Source organism: Citromicrobium bathyomarinum, from assembly GCF_038594605.1.
In the GTDB taxonomy this organism is placed as follows: Bacteria; Pseudomonadota; Alphaproteobacteria; order Sphingomonadales; family Sphingomonadaceae; genus Alteriqipengyuania; species Alteriqipengyuania bathyomarina_B.
This window is the reverse complement of sequence record NZ_JBCFZM010000003.1, coordinates 58,609-78,636: the sequence shown is the minus strand read 5'-3', so window position 1 is coordinate 78,636 and position 20,028 is coordinate 58,609. Positions and strand designations below refer to the sequence as shown.

Below are 20,028 nucleotides of genomic sequence, written 5' to 3'. Positions count from 1 at the left end.
GGCCACGATTTTGTCGGTAGCGTGCGCCTAATTCATCGTCTCATGCGACCTGCGTCCACCCCTGCAAGGCCGCTGCTTCGGCCCGGACCGCTTCGGGACTTCCCAGAACCTGGCGGTCGAAACCGATTCGCTTGAACCAGAAATGCAGACCTAGGAGATCGGTAAAACCCATCCCCCCATGCACCTCGGTTGAGGTTCGGGCGACAAAACGGTGGACTTCGCCCGTATGTGATTTGGCATGGCATGCCACCAGCGAAGCCTCGTCGGGCGTCGCATCGAACGCATGGGCGGCATACCAGACCAGCGAACGGCATGGTTCATGGCGGGCAGCCATTTCCGCGCACATATGCTTGACCGCCTGGAAGCTGCCGATCACTCGTCCGAACTGTTCGCGCTGCCCGGCATAGTCGACCGCTTTTTCGATCATAGCCTGGCCCGCACCGAGGCTATCGGCGGCCAGGAGCACCCGGCCGGCGTCCCGCAGGCGCCTGACTGTGGCCCCACCATCGTCCGCGAGAGCCTCGCCCGCTACGCCAGAAAACCGCAGCTCCCCTACGCTCCGGGTGCGGTCGATCGTTTTGAGAGCAACCTTCTCCAGACCCGCAGCATCGCCAGCTACGAAGTGCATACGACCGGCGGTATCGGCTACCAGAAACGCGTCGGCTTCCAGGAAGTCGAGCGCGAACAAAGCCGTTCCGTCGAGCTTTGCGCCGTCGAAGTCCACGCCTGCCCGGTCCCGGATCTCCACCGTTTCCGCGATCGCGACGGCGATTTGCGCCTCGCCCTTCGCTATCCTCGGCAGCCAGTGCGCCTTCAACTCCTCGCTACCGCCCTGTGCCAGCGCAAGGGGTGCCAGTACATGGGCACCGATAAAAGGCACCGGCGCGACGGCATAGCCGAGCTGCTCGGCCACAGCGGCGGCATCGAGCATTGTCATCCCGAGCCCGTCATGTTGCTCGGGAACCATCATTCCCCAAATGCCGATTTCGCCCAGCGCCGAACGCACGTTGTCGCTGAAGGGAACCGAGCCCTCCGCGCATTCGCGCACATGATCGAGCGGACAAGTATCAGCAAGAGTGCGGCTGATCGCGTCGCAGAGCATCTCTTGGTCTTGCGAAAGTCCGAAATCCATCAGGCGGCTCCCTTATTCTGCCCGCTTGCAACGGCCGTCGCCTGTTCGACGGCGGGAGGCGTTGCGAACTTGGGTTCGCGCGGCATTTCCAGCCCGCGTTCGGCGATGATGTTCTTCTGGATCTGGGCGGTGCCTCCACCGATGATCAGACCAAGCTGGAACATGTAGTTCCACTGCCAGGCACCGTCTTCGCGCTCGCGCTCGCTTCCGTGATAGAGTATGCCCATCTCGCCCATTGCGTCGATCGCGAGCGCGGAAATCTGATGGGCGAGCTCACAGCTCTGCAGCTTCACGACAAGTTTCGCCATGCCGCCGGCATCCCCCCTAAGGCTGTTCGACAGGATGCGCATGCCGTTGAATTTCATCGCCGCGACTTCGGCTTGCAATGCAACCAGCCGGTCACGCAGAACGGCGTTGTCCATTGCGCAACCCTGGCCGATGCGTTCTTTTTGCATCAGCCTGACCAGCGCCTGGAGCCGGTTTTCCAGTGCATCGGGGTCGCCCAGCATGCCACGTTCATGGCCCAGTGTGGCATTGGCCACGTACCACCCCTGCCCGCGCTGCCCGACGATCTGATCCAGGGGAACCCGCACGTCGGTAAAGAACGTTTCATTGAACTCGGCATGACCGGTCATGGTCTTGAGTGGTCGGACCTCGATCCCTGGTGTGTCCATCGAGAAGATCAAGTAGGAGATGCCGCCGTGCTTGGGCGCGTCCGGTTCGGTCCGAACAAGGCAAAAGATCATGTCCGCCTGCTTGGCCGTGCTGGTCCAGATCTTCTGTCCGTTGATGACAAAGTCGCCATTTTCGACGCGGGCGCTGGTCTTGAGCGCGGCGAGGTCCGATCCCGCTCCAGGTTCCGAATATCCCTGACACCAGACTATCTCGCCATTTAGGGTCGGCTCGATCCATTGCCGTTTCTGGGCTTCGGTTCCGAGTTCCAGCAGCGTGGGAACGAGCATGGAAATGCCCTGGTTCGCAAGGCCTGCGGGGATGCCAGCGCGCGAAAATTCCTCGGCAATGATCCGCGATTTCAGGATGTCCGGCTCGGCTCCGTATCCGCCGTATTCCTTGGGAATCGTACGCGCCGTGTAACCATGCAGGATCAACAGCTTTTGCCATTCGACGGCTTCGGGGGAAGGGCGCGCGGCACGGCCTTGGCCATCGGGTGCGCGGTGACCGTGGGTTTGCAGGAACTGGCGCACTTCCTCGCGAAACGCGTCATACTGGGGTCCGTAGTCGAGATCCATCTTGGTCTATCCTTCTGCGCGCGCGATCGCGACGGGTCGGAATACTGGCAGGCGAAAATCTTCGGAGATCGGCTCGAAATCCAGCGTGACCGGCAGATCGAGCTCAAGCTCGTCGAGCGCGCAATCGACCAGCCGGGTTGCCATGCGCACTCCCTCCTCCAGTTCCACCACCGCAGCGATGAAGGGAATCTCGCCGGCGAAGGCGGGATGCAGTGCCTGATGGGTCACCGTCCAGGAAAACAGCGTGCCATTGCCGGTGCTACGCTCCCACGACCATTCAGGAGAACCGCATCGGGCGCACATATAGCGCGGCAAATGCCGAAAACTGCCGCATCCTTCGCACTGCTGGAAGTAAAGGTTGCCGTCCTGACACCGGTTCCAGAATTCCTGCTCCACCGGATCCTGCGGGCGCGGCTTTGGCTTGGCTGGTGCGGCCTGCGCCGAGGGGCGCATCTTGGGCGGCAGATCTTTCTCGTCGCTCACGCAAACCTCCTCAAAATCGCTATACTGCCGTCACCCAGATCGCCCCAGCCGGTCACCAGGCCGGTCTGGGCGCCTTCGACCTGCCGCTCCCCACAATCGTGGCGCAACTGACGCACCGCCTCGACGACATGGTTCAGTCCCCAAACATGGGCCTCGCTCAGCAGGCCGCCATGGGTGTTGACGGGATAGCGCCCGCCCAGCTCGATCTGGCCATTCGCGACGAACTCTGCCTGTCCACCTGGTTCGCAATAGCCCAGGGCCTCCAGCTGAAGGAGAACCACGTAGGTGAAGCAGTCGTAGATCTGCAGAAAATCCATGTCTTCGCGATCGACCCCCGCCATTTCGAACGCGCGCGGCGCGGCGTAGCTCAGGCCGATCTTGAAGGGGTCGGGACGCGAAGGGATATCGTCGGCGGGGTAAGGATGCCCTTCAGCCGCACCGGCGATGCTCACGGGAACATGCGGCATGTCCCTGGCGCGGTCTATTCGCGAAACCACGACTGCGCATGCCCCGTCAGTCTCCAGACAGCAATCGTAGAGGCGAAAGGGTTCGGATATCCAGCGCGCGGAATGGTAGGTTTCGGCATCCAGTTCCCGGCCATAAGTGAAGGCCTGCGGATTCATCTGCGCATGGCGACGGCACGCCAGTGCAACGGCCGCCATCGCTTCCGGGCCGATATCGTAAATTCGGGAGTGCCGGGTGGCGAGCCAGGCATACATCTGCACCGGCAGGAACACGCCATACGGAATGTAATAGCCTTGGATCGTATTCGTCAGGGTGTTCATGTTCATCGGCCGCGTCGGCGGTGCGCCAGGCTTGGGCCGCAAGGCGGAATAACCGTTCCACCCGAGCGTCACCAGCACATGGTCGCATAAGCCGCTGGCAATTGCCATCGCGGCGTTCTGGAGTGCCGTGGTAGGGCTCGCCCCGCCCATGTGGACCGTAGAGGCATAGCGCAGAACTTCGATACCGAGGTTAGCCGCCATCTCTTCCGAGGTGGTGTAGATCGGCGGAGGAACCATGCCGTCGATATCCGACGGCTTCAGCCCTGCATCTGCTATGGCTTTGCGCGATGCTTCCAGCATCATGTCGACCGCGGTTTTCTCGGTGCCTTTCACGAAAGCGGTTTCGCCCACTCCGGTGATGGCCGATTTGTCGCTTAAGCTCATGCCTGCCTGACCGCCTGGTAATCGCGTTCGAGCTGTTCGGAAAGAGCGCGCACCCTCTGATAGGTCTCCGGCGGACGCAGTCGCAACTCGCGGCGGACATCCTCCAACGGACGATCGAGATTTTCTTCCCAGTAGAAGGTGGTCAGATCGGCTGCAGCCCGGCCCCGGCGCCACGCTTCAAATGCAGCGCGCGCCACTGGCAACTGGGCAGCTTCCAGTTTCATCTTGGGAATGCCGACGCCCAAGATGAAAGCGATCCCGTGATTATAGAATTGCGCGTTTCCGAAGGACAGCACGCACAATTCGCCCAGTGCGTCCCTGCCGTATCCGGCGACGTCATGAAACAGGTCATGCGAATCGCGAAGGCGCCGACGATAGAGGGAAACATCGGGGTCGCCGAGGTCCTCCAGACCTCCGGCCTCGCTGGCTTCCGCCAGACCTTCTGCTGTCAGACCCTCCCCGTAAACAAAATCGAGGTAGGCTCGGCCAAGCGTGCCAGACGCACAGGTCGCAAGGCGTTTGCGATCGCACAAGGTTTCAAGTAGGTCGGCCCGGTCGGAAGCGATACGCCGCCCATCGCTCGACTTCATGAAGCGATTGAAATTCCGATAATAGGAATTGCCCGACAATGCCTTGACGATACGGAACACCTGCGCCGTATCCTCCTTGTCGGCAATCAACTGCCTCATTGCCCCAGCGCTCTGAGAGGCTCTACGGGGCGGCGCAATTCATGACCTTTGGCGTAAGCCATCTTCTTGCCTCCTGCGCTTCACTTGTAGATACCAGCGGACGCCAACGCCTTCTCGGCTCCATCGACCAGGTCGCGCATCACTTCGGCGGCAGGCCGGATCGAATCGATCAGGCCGATGCCTTGCCCCGCGAAGCCGGGGATGACATCCTTGCGCTCTGCCTTGATCCCGGAGGCCATGACCGGGCCGGAGATCATCGACTGATAGGGCATCGGCAGAGGCTCCTTTCCGGCCTGCACCCAGGCGTCGGCCCATTTGTTACGGATCATGCGCGCCGGTTTGCCGGTAAGCGATCGACTAACGACCGTATCGGCATCGCCGCTTTCGGTGATCGCCTCTTTCTGGAAGCGCTCGATGCCCGCTTCCTCGGTCGCGAGAAATGCCGTGCCGACCCACGCGCCCTCTGCCCCCAGCATCATCGCAGCGGCAACACCCCGGCCATCCGAGATACCGCCGGCCCCAAGGACAGGAACACGATCGCCAACGGCGTCGACCACCTGGGGAATCAAGGAAATAGTCCCGATCGGCGAGTTGTGACCTCCGCCATCGTGCCCTTGCGCGACGATCATGTCGATGCCCGACCCGACGACCTGTTCGGCGTGCTTGACCTTGCCGATCACCGCCATGACCTTGGTGCCATTGGCATGGAGCCGATCCATCCACGGTTCAGGATTGCCAAGGCCGGCAGCATAAACCGGCACCTTTTCCTCGATCACCACTTCCATCTGCGCCTCAAAGAATTCCTTCGAGAACAACTGCGGGCCGCCCTTGCCCATTTCAGGCGCGCCCGCCGCCCGCATGGCGGCGGCAGCATCGACCTCCGGAAGCTCTTCACGATCCATGAAGTCGCGCGCGAACTGCTGATATTCACCCATCAGATCCATGGGATTTTGGGGTGCAGCACCGCTTTGAGGGGCAGAGCCGCGCCTGACCGACGCGGGGAGCAGCGTATCGACACCGAAAGGTTTGTCGGTCAATTCCCGGGTCTGGCGAATCCAGTCACGCAACTGATCGGGCGAACACGCCGCGGCACCCAGGACCCCGAGCCCGCCGGCATTCGAAACCGCAGCCGCCAGCGCCGGAACGCTCGCTCCGCCCATCCCGGCAAGCAGGATCGGGTACCGGATCCCCAGCATTTCGCATATTCGGCTCTTCAACGCCATTCTTCCTCTCCAGCCACTTGCCTAAACGCACACTCAAACTATTGAAAATTCTACAGCTGCCCCCACCGCACCCGCTGCGAGACCAGCTCGGGGCTGCGCTCCGAAAGATAGACGGCAGAGCCGGCCACCAACCGGCTCATTGCTTGACGGGCCGCGGCGCTGTCGCCAGTCCGCACTGCCTCGAGCACCCGCACCAGAAACTTCATCTGCACCGCCCGTTCCTGTGCCGAATATCCCAGCGAATGGGAAAACTCGCGGGTCAACAGATGCATCGCAGAGGTCAGCAAACCGAACAGCGGATTGCCGCTCGCCCAACCCAACAAGTCGTGAAATCTGCGATTAAGTTCCTCGAATTGATCAGAGGCTTCATGATGCCTCAATTCCGCCAGACACCCTGCCAACGCGCTGAGATCAGCGGTAGTTGCACGCTGGGCTGCATACCCTGCGACATCGGGAGCAATTGCTTCGCGCAATTCAAGCAAACCACGCAAATCGGCTTCCATGAAATGCAGAATCAATGACAAACTGCTTGCAAAATCGCCGGTCTGCGGACGGGCTACGACGGGACCTCCACCACGGCCGAGCTGGAGATGGATGACCCCTTGCAATTCCAGGAACCGCAAAGCCTCCCGCAAAGTTGCGCGCGCAACCTCGTAACGCGCGAGCATTTCATCCTCGCGCGGAAGCCTGTCACCCGGGTTATGGCGACCCGCCTCGATGTCCCGCACGATGCTTTGCGCAAGAGAAAGGGCACGCTTGGCCTTCTTCACCGCTGACATCCGCCACTCATCAGCACACCCGCACCTCTCGAATAAAAAGTATAAGGATATTAGCAAACCTTCGTTGGATCGGCACACTATCCGATGGGATTGGTGTCTGCAAGGGACTAAAAGAGTATACGATTTATTGACTGCACGAGATGTCTCCCTTAAGGATGACTGAAGGCCGATCAGGCCTGAGATGTAGAAGGAATAGTTCTTATGGACAGCCAGATCGCCGAGCCGGATGCCGCGGCGAGGATCGCGTCAATTCCGATCGAGGAAATCGACGTGGCCCGGCCAAGCCTGTTTCAGAACGATACCATCGGTCTATTTTTTGACAGGTTGCGCGCCGAAGAACCTGTCCACTACTGCCGCGAGAGCTATGTCGGCCCTTACTGGTCCATTACCAAGTTCGACGACATCATGGCGGTGGACACCAATCATAAGGTCTTCTCTTCGGAAGCGAAGCTAGGCGGAATTGCAATCCAGGACATGCATTCGGTGGAAGGCGCGCTCGAACTTGAAATGTTCATAGCGATGGACCCGCCCAAGCACGATCAGCAGCGCAAGGCGGTGACTCCGGCAGTGGCTCCGTCCAACCTGCAACTGCTCGAGCCGATCATCCGCAAGCGCGCGGGAGAGATTCTCGATGAACTCCCGATTGGCGAAGATTTCGACTGGGTGGATAAGGTTGCGATCGAGTTGACGACGATGACGCTGGCAACCTTGTTTGATTTCCCTTGGGAGGAGCGGCGCAAGCTGACGCGCTGGTCCGATGTAGCAACTGCGGCACCTGAAACCGGGATCGTCGAATCCTACGAGGCGCGGCGCGAAGAACTCATCGGTTGCGCGATGTATTTCAAGACTCTGTGGGACGAACGGATAAACGAGGAGCCGAAGAACGACCTCATCTCGATGATGGCTCATTCTCCCGCCACGCGCGACATGCCGTTCCTCGAGTTTCTCGGCAATCTTATGCTGCTGATCGTCGGTGGAAACGACACAACACGCAATTCCATCAGCGGCGGCGTGCTCGCCTTGAACCAAAGCCCGGACGAGTACGCGAAACTCGACGCGGATCCTTCGCTCATTAGCAAAATGGTTCCGGAAATCATCCGTTGGCAGACCCCCCTCACTCATATGCGCCGCACCGCGCTGGAAGATTGGGAGATCGGCGGCAAACAGATCAAGAAGGGCGACAAGGTGGTGATGTGGTACCTGTCAGGCAACCGCGACGAGAGTGCTATCGAGCGCGCGGACCAGTTCATCATCGACCGCAAAAATCCGCGCCATCACCTCTCATTCGGCTATGGCATTCACCGCTGCATGGGAAACCGGCTCGCGGAACTGCAGCTGCGGATCATCTGGGAAGAAATTCACAAGCGCTTTTCCCGGGTCGAGGTTACAGGTGAACCAGAGCGTCTTTTTTCAAACCTCGTCCGCGGAATCACCAGGCTGCCGGTGCGGCTCCGCGCCCGCTGACTCTCGAGATCGAAATGCGGAGTTCAAGATGATCAAAATTACGTTCGTGGCTAGCGATGGTGAGCGACGGGAGGTCGAAATAGAAGAAGGCGAGACAGCCAGGGAAGCGGCGCTATACAATGACGTGCCGGGTATCGATGGCGATTGCGGAGGGGTATGTGCTTGCGCGACCTGTCATGTGCATGTCGATCCCGAATGGATCGACAAGGTGGGTCGGCTTATGCATGATGGAATGGAGGCCGACCTCTTGCAGTTCGCCGAAGGCACCACTGAATACAGTCGCCTTGCCTGTCAGATTCCGATGAAGCCGATGCTGGATGGATTGGTTCTTCACCTACCCGAACAACAATACTGACGGAGGGATCCTCGTCCCCGTAGCCTACATTCTTATCTGTCTTTCCTTGATTCTTCGAGAAAACACCCATGGCCACACAAATCGAGCCCGCAACCCAGACCGACGAAGACGCCTTCCGCGCGGAAGTGCAGCAGTTTCTGGCGGACAATTTTCCCGCCGAACTCAAGGGCCAGTCGAACGCGCTGGCCGGCGTGGACGGCCCCACCAATGAAACGCCGGCGCAGACCAAGTGGCGCGAAGCCGTGGGCGCGCGCGGCTGGGGCACCCCCACCTGGCCGAAGGAATACGGCGGCGGCGGCCTCACCAAGGCGCAGGCCAAGATCATCGACCAGGAATTCGCCAAGGCGGGTGCCTACAACCCGATCGGCGGCATGGGCGTCATGATGTTCGGCCCGACGCTGCTCGAATACGGCAACGAGGCACAGAAGCAGGAGCATATTCCGCCGATCTGCCGCGGCGAAATCCGCTGGTGCCAGGGCTATTCGGAACCCAATGCCGGCTCTGACCTCGCGAACCTCCAGACCTTTGCCGAGGACAAGGGCGACCACTACCTTGTCAACGGCCAGAAGACCTGGACCAGCGGCGGCCAATGGGCCGACAAGTGCTTTGCAATTGTACGAACCGACAAGAGCGACAAGCACAAGGGCATCAGCTTCATGCTGATCGACATGGACACGCCCGGCGTCGAAGTCCGCCCGATCACCATGATCAGCGGGACCAGCCCGTTCTGCGAAACCTTTTTCACCGACGTGAAGGTCCCGAAGGAAAACCTCGTCGGCGAGGAAGGCCAGGGCTGGACCATCGGCAAGCGCCTTCTGCAGCACGAGCGCACCAATATCTCGGGCGGCGGCAGCCTCGCCCGACTCATGGGCCAGAGCCTTGGCGATATCGCCAAGAAGTACCAGCCGACGGGCGCCGACGGCGAACTCGCCGATGCGGTGCTGCGCGACAAGATCGCTGATTTCGAAATCCGCTGGAACAGCTTCCTGCTCACCGCGCGCCGCGCGATGGAAGAGAGCAAGGCAGCTGGCGGCGTCTCCGAAATCAGCTCTGTGCTCAAGAAGCTCGGCACCAAGCTGAGCCAGGAACGCAGCGAATTGCTGATCGAAATCCGCGGGTTGCAGGGCCTCGGCTGGGAAGGCGACGGCTTTTCGGACGGCGAGCTCGGGGCCGTGCGCGCGTGGCTCTTCGGCAAGGCGACCACCATCTATGGCGGCTCGACCGAAATCCAGAACAACATCATCGCCAAGCGCGTGCTCGGCATGCTCGACCACCAGTAAGAGAGGGGAGCAAGGACAATGGCCGTTCTCAACGAAGAACAGGAAATGCTGCGAGATATGGCGCGCGAATGGACCGTCAACGAAAGCCCGGTCACCGAATTCCGCAAGGTCCGCGCCAGCGGCGAGCCCGAAGCCTTCAACCGCGACGCCTATGCGACGATGGCGCAGATGGGCTGGGCCGGGGTCATCATCCCCGAAGAGCATGGCGGGTCGGACTTCGGCTTCCTGTCCGCGGGCCTCGTCGTCGAGGAACTCGGCAAGACGCTCACCGCCAGCCCGCTGGTGATGAACACCGTCGCCGCCTCGGCGATCGTTCTTGGCGGCAGCGACGAGCAGAAGGCCAGGTGGCTGCCCAGGCTGGCGAGCGGCGAGGCCATCGCCACCCTCGCCGTCGACGAAGGGCCGAGCCACGATCCTGCGAAGATCGAGACCAGTGTGTCCGACGGCAAGCTGAGCGGCACCAAGGCCTTCGTCCATGAAGCGCATGGTGCGGACCTGTTCGTCGTCGCGGCGAAGGACGGGCTTTACCTGGTCGAGAAAGGCGACGGCGTCGCGCTCACCACCCGCAAGCTGACCGACCAGCGCAGCCATGCCGACGTCACCTTCGACGGCGCGGCGGCGGAGAAGCTCGCCAATGGCGGCGACAACCTGCTCGATGACGTGCTCGACCGCGCGCGCGTGCTCACCGCAGCCGAAATGCTCGGCATGGCGCAGCAAGTGTTCGACGACACGCTCGACTATCTGAAGCAGCGCGTGCAGTTCAACCAGGTGCTGGCGAGCTTCCAGGCGCTGCAACACCGCATGGCGGACCTCTTCGCCGATCTCGCCCAGATGCGCAGCGCGGTCGAGGCGGGCCTGCAAGCCGTCGATGCCGGCTTCGGCGTGGCGCGCGCGGCGACCATCGCCAAGGCGGAAGCCAACCGCGTTATGCACACCATGGCAAACGAGGGCATCCAGCTGCACGGCGGGATCGGCATGACCGATGAGTACGACGTCGGCTTCTATCTCAAGCGCGCCCGCGTGCTGGAGCAGAGCTTCGGTTCGTCGAGCTGGTTAAAGGACCGATTTTCCAAGCTTTCTGGCTACTAGAAACCTGCATGTAGTGACCTGCATGGCATTTTTGCCACATGCTTGTCGACAATGTGAAATAATCCGTCAATTCATCTACCAAGTCTTGAAATGAAACGCGCTTATCGGCATCGTTTCTAACATCGACTAGTGCCTAGGATGGGGCACATTCTTAGAGGAGAGGCACATGAAAAGATTTCCATCACGCCACCATTGCGCCCTTGGTGCATTGGCAGCGGCACTTGCCTTCACACCGACAGCCGCCTTCGCCCAGGATGTTGGCGAACCCGATGCGGATCTGGTTGAAGGGGCCGATGTCGAAGACCAAAACGTAATCATTGTTACCGCGCAAGGGCGATCGCAGGTCTTGGCGGATGTTCCAGTCGCCGTGTCAGCTGTTTCCGGAGAAACCCTCCAGAATTCGGGCGCCAGCGACATACGTGAGCTGAACCAGGTTGCACCGTCCCTGCTGGTGTCTTCCACCGGCAACGAAGCTAACGGTTCCGCGCGTATTCGCGGTATCGGCACGGTCGGCGACAACCCTGGTCTGGAAAGTTCGGTCGCGGTTTTTGTCGATGGAGTCTATCGCTCTCGTTCGGGAAGCGCCCTGAGTGAGCTCGGCCCTATCGACAGGGTCGAAATCCTTCGCGGTCCCCAAGGTACTCTGGGCGGGCGGAACTCATCGGCAGGCCTGATCAATATCTACACCGCACCGCCCGAGTTCGATTTCAGCGCATACGGGGCCTTCACTTATGGCAACTATGATGCGATCCGCGTCGAAGGTGGCATAAACGCTCCGCTTGGCGACACCGTAGCTGCGCGTGTGGACGGCGTGTATTTTGAGCGCGACGGCTTCTACAACGATATTACCAACGGCGGGACGATCAACAATCGCGATCGTTATCTGGTCCGCGGTCAGCTCCTGTTCGAACCCAATGACGACCTGTCCATTCGCCTTGTCGGGGATTATTCCAAAAAGGACGAAGCGTGCTGTGCCGCGACGTTCGTCCAGCCCGAGTTTGCTCCGCTTGCACGGATCAGCGCTGGATTTGATCCCTTTACGAGGCCATCGGATGGGGCCGCCCTGACGAGTACCGCAAATCCGATCGTTCCCGTGTTGCTTGCGCTTGGGCAGGATCCGCGTGCCCTCACCCAGGATACATTCAACCGCGACCTGTACCCTACGCCGGGCAGAAGCTATGAAGGCGAAACCGAAGACTACGGTATTTCGGCTGAGATCAATTGGGATTTCGGGAACGTCACGTTGACGTCTATCACGGGCTACCGTGAATATGCCAACAGCCAGGGATCTGACACCGATTACACTACTGTCGATATTCTCTACCGCGCTCCGACCGAGAATGCTCTTGCTCGAGACTTTGAAACATTCACTCAGGAACTGCGCCTTACCGGTGAGGCCTTCGATGGCAAACTCGATTGGTTGATCGGCGCGTATTACGCCAATGAAGAACTGCAGGTGCGTGACAATCTGCGGTTCGGCACCCAGTACGGCAATTTCGTAGCGTGCCGCATCGCTATCGCGATCAACCCGGCTTTGGTCAATCCGGGGGCTTCCAATTGCCTGGGTGCCAACGTGGCGGCATTGGACGGTACGCTGACCGGAAGCCCGGCATTCGGCGCTGCAACCCCGGCGATCCTCGCAGGTATCAACAACCTTGCAAGCATCAGCGATTTGGGAACGGTCAGCGAGGTCTACAATCAGACGAGTGAGAACTTCGCGTTCTTCACGCATAATATCTTTGCGATCACGGATACGCTCGATTTGACGCTGGGGCTTCGTTATACAAACGAAACCAAGGACTTCGACGCAACTTTCCGCAACGACAACACGGTTTGTCCGACAAACCGCAATCTGCTCGGAGGCTTTCTGGGTGTTCCGACTTTGGCACCTCTGGCCGGTGGTATCATCAGCCTTTCCTGCCAAGGCAATTCGACATCGGAGCTCGATGGAGTTTCTCTCGAAGACTCGCGCGAAGAAGAGGAGTTTACCGGCACGGCTATCCTGAGCTGGAAGCCAACTCCCGATCTGCTAGTCTACGGTTCGTATTCACGCGGCTACAAGGCGGGCGGTTTCAACCTCGACAGGTCTGCACTGTCAAATCCGCTTGCGTTCGATCCGGCCAATATCTCGGCAGCCGCGCTGCAGTTCGATGAAGAAACAGTCGATGCATATGAGATCGGCCTCAAATACTCGACACGCGAGTTCGGGGTTAGCATTGCAGGCTTCCGGCAAGAGTTCAGTAACTTCCAGTTGAACACGTTCAATGGGGCGTTCTACATTGTGCAGACGGTCAATAGTTGCGATAGCGATCTCGGCGGGGCCGACAGAGACGCAAGCGCGACAACCGGTGCATGCTCTTCCGATGAAGTTGCACCAGGTGTGATCGCTCAAGGTGTCGAGATCGAAACCTATCTACGGCCCGCTCGTGATTTGGATATTACCCTTGGCGTCACCTATTCTGATACGAGCTTTGAAGACAATCTTATCGGGGACGATACCGGGGCACCGCTCGACCCCGCACTACGCTTGCTGCCAGGCGACAACCTGTCGAATGCACCAGAGATCGTGGCAACATCGTCGCTTACGTGGACGCCGCCAATCGGCGACAGTGGGCTCGAAGGCCTGGTCTTCGTGAACGCTCGTATGGCTGGTGATTACAACACCGGCTCCGACCTGCTCTTCAGCAAGGAACAGGACAGCTTCGTCGTAGTGAACGGGCGTGTGGGTCTGACCAATATTGCGGATCGCTTCGCGATCGAGGGATGGGTCAATAATTTGTTTGACGTTGGGTATACGCAGGTGGCCTTCAACACGCCTTTCGTGGCTCCGCAACAAACGTTCTCCGCTTTTCTTGCGGAACCGCGGACTTACGGCATCACCGTGCGCGGCAAGTTTTAAACTTACTCGCTAATTGCAAGAGGGTTCGGCGCTTCGCTGTGTCGAGCCCTCTTTTTCGAACTTTTATTTGCTCACGACTAGGTGGCGTCCGAACAAAAGTTCCGTGTGCTCAATATCGTCGATGATGTGATAGGGAGAGGCCGGCAGCGGTGTTCGCTGCATGAATCCCTCTTCGCTGGGCTACCAGCCGCCGGCCCCACAAACAATCTTGCCTCGTCCTGCCATGCTGCCTTACGCTGCGCTCCAGGCCGCCCAGCAGGGCGACCCCAACCGCCGGAACTCTAACTTAACCGGTGGACCACCCTGATGGGGCAGGTCAGGTGGAAGACTACAACCGAGAGAGACCGCCCTCATCCCTTGGCTACGCGACACCGGCGGCGTTCGCCGCCGAACTAGATAAGCAATGGCCTGCTTCGCCACGCCCTACGGGCTCCGCTGCGCAGCCCATTGCTTCAACCGCGCTCATACGCATCAACGCAGCTCGGCTCTAATCCCGGCTGGGGGGAAGATCAGGGGGTCACGTCACTCATTGGAAGGCGGCTATCGCGACGCAATTCGCTCTGAAAGTCGTGGGACTATTTTGCAGGTCTTCGAGGAACAGACCTGCTAATTTTCGCCCTGCAGTTAGTTCCATTAGGATAACGCTGTTAGCATACGTAGGCACCGCGGCCGCTAGCCAAAAGGTTGCCAGTAGGACCGTATACACGTGTTTCAGCGACCGAGATATTTTTACCGATCTTGATTATTTTGCCCGATGCTACGAGTGGTCCCGAGGTTGCCGGGCGGTGGTAGTCGACCCTCAGATCGGCGGTCGCCTTGGCCCCTGTACCTTGCGACAATAAGGTGTAGAGCCCGGTTAAATCGATCAGAGAGGCGAGCACGCCGCCATGCGCTGAACCGATTGCCGGGTTTGACACGATCTCGTCGCGCCAAGGCATCTCCAGTTCAAGCTGCTCGTTCGAGCATGACCGTAAAGTGAGGCCAAGCCACCGGTGAAACGGGGCAATCTGCAGGATCTCTTCGAGGCGCTTAGGATCGATCCTTGTCAGATTATCGGTCATGTAACGGCTCCCTGCGGACTGTGATTACGCTTGAGAAAATCGAGTATCGCTGCCGAAAAGGCATCGTTGGCATCGCCAACCACCATATGTGTTGCCTCTGCGATGTCGGTGTATTCAGCGTGTGGAACAAGTTCGAGCAATTGCGCGACCGCGTCTTCGGAAACCAGATCGCTCGATCCGCCGCGAATAATATGCAATGGCAGCGAAAGCCTGCTGGCTGCATCGTTCAGCGCATCAAACTGGCGTTCCTGATGAGCCGGATCGCTTCGCTTGGCTAGTGTGATGTTGCGGATAAAGGCCGGATCCCAATGCCAGTAGTAGCGGCCGTCTTCCTTCTCTCGCAGATAGCGCCGTAAGCCCTTGCCGGCTCCGCGCTTGCGGCGATGTGGCATGTAGCGCGCGATGACCTCTGCCGCTTCGTCCGGTGAAGAGAAACCGGTCTCCACGTGCTCCTCCATAAAGCCGACTACGCGCATAACGCCCCCCGTCTCCATACGCGGCGCGATGTCGACGAGAGTGAGCGACGCGAAGCGGCCCGGCGCAAGGTGTCCTTCGGCGATCAGTCCGGCCAACCCGCCAAGGGAGGCCCCGACGAGCGCTGGCTTGCGGTCCATTTTTGAAGCGATCGCAACGAGATCTGAAGCGAAGTCGCGCGTTTCGTAAGCGCCCTCGGCAGACCATTCGCTGTCGCCATGACCGCGCATATCAATTGCGATCGGACGAAATCCCGCATTGGCGAGATCGGCTGTGACACGTTTCCATGCGTGACGGGTCTGGCCGCCCCCATGCGCGAGCAAGACCGGTAAAGCATCGGCATTTCCGGTCGCTTCGGCTGCTATGGAGATGCCACCATTTCCCCCGATATGGAAAGTTTGCGACTGCATACCGCAACCTCATATTGTAAATCGATTTACAGTAAACGGCTTTATTTCCTGATCCGCTATGGTAGGTTGCCCTAGATGGCTGCCATGACGGGCTATGACGCGGATACAAAGGGGGGCAAGTTCCCTCACCGATACCGATCGGCTGTTCTTTCTTATGGAGGAAGTGACCCGGCGTTTGCGCAGGACCGCCGATTCTTCGGTTGAACAATTCGGGCTCACGCGGACGCAATGGAGTATATTGGCTTATCTTTCGGAGCCCAGGCATGACCCAGACAGAGCTGGCTCGGGAACTGAAGCTAGAGCGCGCTAGCATCGGCCAGACTATTGATCGCCTGGAAGAACTTGAGCTGGTGGAAAGACGCAGGCGCGAAGAACGACAGGCGCGTTTGGCGGGTTCATTTACGCCCTGCCGCAATCGAGCTACTTCCCAAGATGCGAGTAGAAGCTGATGCAATGTATGCTCGCTTGCTCGGGGGGATCCGTTTTGGGGAACTGGAGCGCTTACGCGGATCGCTGGCTAGGATGCATGACAATCTGGGCAGCGAGCCATAATCACTCGAAATCGAGCCCATGCCCCGCGTTCACGCCCGCGTTTGCCCTTCAGGGGGTCTGATGCTCAGATGAGGGACGCCGAGCGCATGCGATCATAACATCCCGGCAGTCGTGGCAGGCGAGGTGGCCGGAGCCCCCGCACTCACCCAGCGCAGTTCGGTTCCTTATCAGCTTGAGCGACCATCGGATTCAGTTTCTGCTGTAGCGTGAAATCAGCGAGTGTTTGCATGGCGGCACTGCTAGCGAATATGGTTGACGCTGAGCTTGAACACGCCAGGCATGCGCGAGCCTTCCAAGATAGCGCTATGGATAAGCATATGCCGAAAGATGAGATACGTGATTACGCCCCCAACGAAAAGGATGACATCCTTTATTTGCTAGAAGAGGTGAACAGGACCGCTCGGCGGACCTTCGACGCTCTGATCGTGGGGCTCGACCTCAATCAAACACAATGGCGGATCATCGCGTCCTTGTTGCGAGAACCTACGCTAACACAGACCGAGATTTCTCGCCTGCTCGAGCTTGAATCGGCGACGATAGGACAGGCTGTCGCAGTTTTGGTTGAAAAAGGTTTGATCGAGCGAGAGCGGGCGGCGCACGATCGAAGGGTTTGGAACCTCCACCTCACCGAGCAAGTAAGAACCATCTGGCCGGAACTGCGCGAAGCGGCTGATCGACTCCACGAAATTCTCTGGAAGGGAATGTCTGCGCCTCAAATCGACCTCCTGCGTACGATGCTTCGAAAAGTTGCGGAGAATCAGAAGCAGGCTGACACTTGCGAAGAAAGCCGATGAAGCATGATCTGGAAAACAGTGTCGGTGAACTGACGCGGCTAGCAGAACTCGGTCAGATTTTCGCCCGGCACGGTCTGAAAAATCTCGGAAGCTTGCTTGGCTTTATGCCGGTTTCGGAGAATGAGCCAGATACCGAGGACTTGCGTCCTGCATCGGTGGTGGCGCTGTTGCGCGATGTCGGCCCTGTCGGAATAAAGCTTGGCCAGCTCCTGGCGACCAGAAGCGATCTGTTTACACAACCCTGGATTTCCGCGTTCGGCACTCTCCACGACCAGGTGGAACCGCTGCCGTTCGATAAGATCGAACCGGTGATTGTATCGGCTTGGGGCAGCGACTGGGAACGTGAATTCGCCGCTTTCGAGAGAAACCCGATCGCCTCAGCCTCTATCGCGCAGACTTATGTCGCAACCCTGCTGGACGGAAGCGAGACTATCGTGAAAATCCGCCGACCCGGCATGGCGTCCAGGATCGAGGCGGACATGAGGCTGTTGACACGGCTCGCGGGCCTCGCCGAGCGTCGGTCAAGCGACATTGCTCGCTATCGACCCGTGGAATTCCTTCAGACATTCGCCAAGAATTTAGCGCGGGAGATGGACCTGGCGGCAGAAGCACGTGCCTGTGAAAGGATTGGCGGTTATCTGGAGATGCTTGGGGTGAAGACGCCCGCGATCCACTGGGAACTCACAGGCTTGACGATCAATGTGCAGGAAGCCCTGGGCGGAAAGCCCGCGTCGCGGCACCCGGCAACTGATCCGGCAGGGAATGCCCAGTTCGCGAAGCGCTATGCCGATGCAGTGCTACGGATGATCCTTCTCAATGGAGAGTTTCATGGCGACCCGCATCCCGGCAACGTCTTCTGGATGGAAGGGAACCAGGTAGGCTTCATCGATTTCGGCTCGGTCGGCTTTCTCAGCGGCGCGCGGCGTCAGGAAATCGTCCGACTGATTTTCGCTATCGCGAACGGACAGATAGACAAGGTGGCCGATCTGCTGCTCGACTGGGCAGGCAATCCACTCGTGGATCGCGCGCAATTGGTGATGGACCTGGATGAGCTGATCGCGGAATTTAGCGGCACAGCTCTTGCCGGGATAGAATTCGCGGCAATTTTCGATCGGGTTTTCGGATTGTTGCGCGATTATCGCCTCGTATTGCCGCCCGACCTCGCTATTTTGCTGCGCACCCTGCTGACCGCAGAGGGCTTCGTTCGCTCTTTGGCGCCGGACTACAATATCGCCGAAGAAACGAAGCCGATCGTGATGCAATTGTTTGCCGAGCGATTTTCGATCGGAGCCGCGCGGGATCATTTGGCCAAGGTCCGCAGTGGCCTGCTTGATTTCTCGGCATCGCTGCCCGAGCTAATCGATAACGTTGCCTCGGTCGCTCGATCAGGTACGATTCAGGTATCCATCGACCCAGCCAGTCTGAACCATCTGACGCGGGAAGAGGACCGCAGCACCCCCGTCAAGGGTCCGGTGGTGGCAGCGTTGATCATCTCTGCCGCATTGCTGGCCGACCAATCGTTGTTACTGGCAGGAATTGTTCTGGCTTTCGCGGGAATAGCACTCATTCCTAGATGGAACTGATAAGACCACACACAATGAACGCTTAGACCACGGCCGCCCGGCACCGATATTGGCTACATCAAGGGAGAAGAGTGGAAATGACCGAACAGAAACCTGCCGAAGCGGTGCCTGCCGCCACCATGCTGCTGACCTGCCCCATCAGGGTGGTCCACCGGTTAAGTTAGAGTTCCGGCGGTTGGGGTCGCCCTGCTGGGCGGCCTGGAGCGCAGCGTAAGGCAGCATGGCAGGACGAGGCAAGATCGTTTGTGGGGCCGGCGGCTGGTAGCCCAGCGAAGAGTGTGGCCGGACGGTGTTGTAGTGGATACGCCAGCGCTCGATCAGGATGATTGCCTCCTTCAGAGTGTAGAAGATCTCCCCGTTGAGAAGCTCATCCCTGAGCTTGCCGTTGAAGGATTCGTTGTAGCCATTCTCCCATGGTGATCCGGGTTCGATGTAGAGGGTCTTCACACCAATCCGCCAGAGCCAGTCGCGCACGGCATGAGAAGTGAACTCAGCGCCATTATCGCTACGGATGTGATCAGGCGGACCATGGCGTTGGAACAGCTCGGTCAGCACGGCCAGGACATCATCGCTCTTGAGCTTGCGCTGGACATGGATCGCCAGGCACTGGCGGCTGTACTCGTCGATCACGGTAAGCATGCGGAAGGCCTTGCCGTCATGGGTGCGATCCATGACGAAGTCGTAGCTCCACACATGGCCACTATATTGCGGACGCAGCCTCACGCATGATCCATCGTTGAACCACAGACGCCCGCGCTTTGGCTGTCTCTGCGGAACCTTGAGCCCTTCACGGCGCCAGATCCGCTCGACCCGCTTGGCGTTCACCAACCAACTTTCATTGCGCAGCAGCGCCGTGATCCGGCGATAGCCGTAGCGACCATATTGCTGGGCCAGCCGGATGATTGCAGCTGTCAGCGGCTTCTCGTCGGCTGGTGGTGCGGGCAGCTTGCGCTGGGTCGAGCGGTGCTGGGCAACGACCCGGCAGGCACGGCGCTGGCAGATATCCAATGCCTCCTGCACATGGTCGATGGCCAGCCGACGCCGTGAAGGGCTCAGTACTTTCCCTCGACAACCTCCTTCAGGATCAGCGCATCGAGCGTAAGATCAGACACCGCCTTCCTGAGCCGCTGGTTCTCCTTCTTGAGATCCTTCAATCGCCGAGCCTGGCTGACCTTCAGCCCACCGTACTCGCGTCGCCAGCGATAGTAACTCTGCTCCGAAATCCCCAGCGATCGGCTGATCTCCCCGATCTTCTCTCCGTGCGAGAGCCGAACTTCGGCCTCACGCAGTATCCCGATAATCTGTTCCGGCGTGTATCTCTTCCGTGCCATTCATCAGCCCC

The 20,028-nt window shown here is 59.4% G+C and carries 18 protein-coding genes and 1 pseudogene; 9 read left to right on the top strand and 10 right to left on the bottom strand.

What is annotated here, in order from left to right:
• Window positions 1–40 precede the first annotated feature (40 nt).
• The 7 genes from AAG612_RS11795 to AAG612_RS11765 all read right to left on the bottom strand — a co-directional run bounded on the left by AAG612_RS11795 (window position 41) and on the right by AAG612_RS11765 (window position 6,725).
• On the bottom strand, window positions 41–1,132 hold the full coding sequence (locus AAG612_RS11795; protein WP_050599567.1) for an acyl-CoA dehydrogenase family protein: 1,092 nt from the start codon (window positions 1,130–1,132) through the stop codon (window positions 41–43).
• Complete coding sequence (locus AAG612_RS11790; protein WP_063506922.1) at window positions 1,132–2,382, bottom strand: acyl-CoA dehydrogenase family protein; 1,251 nt, start codon at window positions 2,380–2,382, stop codon at window positions 1,132–1,134. The genes AAG612_RS11795 and AAG612_RS11790 overlap by 1 nt, the downstream gene beginning before the upstream one ends.
• 6 nt (window positions 2,383–2,388) lie before the next feature.
• The gene (locus tag AAG612_RS11785) at window positions 2,389–2,865 is read right to left on the bottom strand and encodes a Zn-ribbon domain-containing OB-fold protein (protein WP_006834185.1); all 477 of its coding nucleotides are present in this window, start codon (window positions 2,863–2,865) and stop codon (window positions 2,389–2,391) included.
• The gene (locus AAG612_RS11780; RefSeq protein WP_006834186.1) at window positions 2,862–4,034 is read right to left on the bottom strand and encodes a thiolase C-terminal domain-containing protein; all 1,173 of its coding nucleotides are present in this window, start codon (window positions 4,032–4,034) and stop codon (window positions 2,862–2,864) included. The genes AAG612_RS11785 and AAG612_RS11780 overlap by 4 nt, the downstream gene beginning before the upstream one ends.
• On the bottom strand, window positions 4,031–4,723 hold the full coding sequence (locus AAG612_RS11775; protein WP_006834187.1) for a Coq4 family protein: 693 nt from the start codon (window positions 4,721–4,723) through the stop codon (window positions 4,031–4,033). The genes AAG612_RS11780 and AAG612_RS11775 overlap by 4 nt, the downstream gene beginning before the upstream one ends.
• An 80-nt stretch (window positions 4,724–4,803) precedes the next feature.
• Complete coding sequence (locus AAG612_RS11770; RefSeq protein ID WP_006834188.1) at window positions 4,804–5,946, bottom strand: NAD(P)H-dependent flavin oxidoreductase; 1,143 nt, start codon at window positions 5,944–5,946, stop codon at window positions 4,804–4,806.
• Between the two features lie 50 nt (window positions 5,947–5,996).
• Entirely contained in the window at window positions 5,997–6,725 is a 729-nt protein-coding gene (locus tag AAG612_RS11765; RefSeq protein ID WP_006834189.1) for a FadR/GntR family transcriptional regulator, read from the bottom strand.
• Window positions 6,726–6,926: 201 nt separating this feature from the next.
• Between AAG612_RS11765 and AAG612_RS11760 the strand changes: the two genes are divergently transcribed.
• From AAG612_RS11760 to AAG612_RS11735, 6 genes and pseudogenes are all read left to right on the top strand, one after another.
• Window positions 6,927–8,189 carry a cytochrome P450 gene (locus AAG612_RS11760; RefSeq protein WP_006834190.1) on the top strand — a complete coding sequence of 421 codons (1,263 nt, stop codon included), beginning with the start codon at window positions 6,927–6,929 and terminating at the stop codon, window positions 8,187–8,189.
• Window positions 8,190–8,217: 28 nt separating this feature from the next.
• A complete protein-coding gene (locus tag AAG612_RS11755) occupies window positions 8,218–8,544 on the top strand; it encodes a 2Fe-2S iron-sulfur cluster-binding protein (RefSeq protein ID WP_006834191.1) in 327 nt (108 codons plus the stop codon).
• Between the two features lie 68 nt (window positions 8,545–8,612).
• A complete protein-coding gene (locus tag AAG612_RS11750; RefSeq protein WP_006834192.1) occupies window positions 8,613–9,824 on the top strand; it encodes an acyl-CoA dehydrogenase family protein in 1,212 nt (403 codons plus the stop codon).
• An 18-nt stretch (window positions 9,825–9,842) separates the two neighbouring features.
• A complete protein-coding gene (locus tag AAG612_RS11745) occupies window positions 9,843–10,913 on the top strand; it encodes an acyl-CoA dehydrogenase family protein (RefSeq protein ID WP_006834193.1) in 1,071 nt (356 codons plus the stop codon).
• A 166-nt stretch (window positions 10,914–11,079) separates the two neighbouring features.
• Window positions 11,080–13,812, top strand: coding sequence for a TonB-dependent receptor (locus AAG612_RS11740; protein WP_063506921.1), 2,733 nt, complete (start codon window positions 11,080–11,082; stop codon window positions 13,810–13,812).
• 311 nt (window positions 13,813–14,123) lie between these two features.
• Window positions 14,124–14,303, top strand: a pseudogene (locus AAG612_RS11735) (IS3 family transposase); the annotation flags it as partial.
• 156 nt (window positions 14,304–14,459) lie between these two features.
• On the opposite strand, the gene AAG612_RS11730 reads toward AAG612_RS11735, so the two are convergent.
• Both AAG612_RS11730 and AAG612_RS11725 read right to left on the bottom strand, forming a co-directional pair.
• On the bottom strand, window positions 14,460–14,873 hold the full coding sequence (locus AAG612_RS11730; protein ID WP_006834195.1) for a hotdog fold thioesterase: 414 nt from the start codon (window positions 14,871–14,873) through the stop codon (window positions 14,460–14,462).
• Window positions 14,870–15,757, bottom strand: a complete 888-nt coding sequence (locus AAG612_RS11725) for an alpha/beta fold hydrolase (RefSeq protein WP_006834196.1) — start codon at window positions 15,755–15,757, stop codon at window positions 14,870–14,872. Before AAG612_RS11725 ends, AAG612_RS11730 begins: the two co-directional genes overlap by 4 nt.
• 263 nt (window positions 15,758–16,020) lie before the next feature.
• Here AAG612_RS11725 and AAG612_RS11720 point away from each other — a divergent pair, with 263 nt between their 5' ends.
• The 3 genes from AAG612_RS11720 to AAG612_RS11710 all read left to right on the top strand — a co-directional run bounded on the left by AAG612_RS11720 (window position 16,021) and on the right by AAG612_RS11710 (window position 18,686).
• Entirely contained in the window at window positions 16,021–16,206 is a 186-nt protein-coding gene (locus AAG612_RS11720; RefSeq protein ID WP_228135198.1) for a MarR family transcriptional regulator, read from the top strand.
• 330 nt (window positions 16,207–16,536) lie between these two features.
• A complete protein-coding gene (locus AAG612_RS11715; protein WP_006834198.1) occupies window positions 16,537–17,103 on the top strand; it encodes a MarR family winged helix-turn-helix transcriptional regulator in 567 nt (188 codons plus the stop codon).
• Window positions 17,100–18,686, top strand: a complete 1,587-nt coding sequence (locus AAG612_RS11710; protein WP_006834199.1) for an ABC1 kinase family protein — start codon at window positions 17,100–17,102, stop codon at window positions 18,684–18,686. Before AAG612_RS11715 ends, AAG612_RS11710 begins: the two co-directional genes overlap by 4 nt.
• Window positions 18,687–18,824: 138 nt before the next feature.
• On the opposite strand, the gene AAG612_RS11705 is transcribed toward AAG612_RS11710, so the two are convergent.
• Window positions 18,825–20,017, bottom strand: a protein-coding gene (locus AAG612_RS11705) for an IS3 family transposase (RefSeq protein ID WP_369765956.1) whose coding sequence is annotated in 2 segments (ribosomal slippage) — window positions 18,825–19,768 and window positions 19,768–20,017 — 1,194 coding nt in all. Because the reading frame shifts where the segments join, the coding sequence is not laid out codon by codon here.
• Window positions 20,018–20,028: the final 11 nt, after the last annotated feature.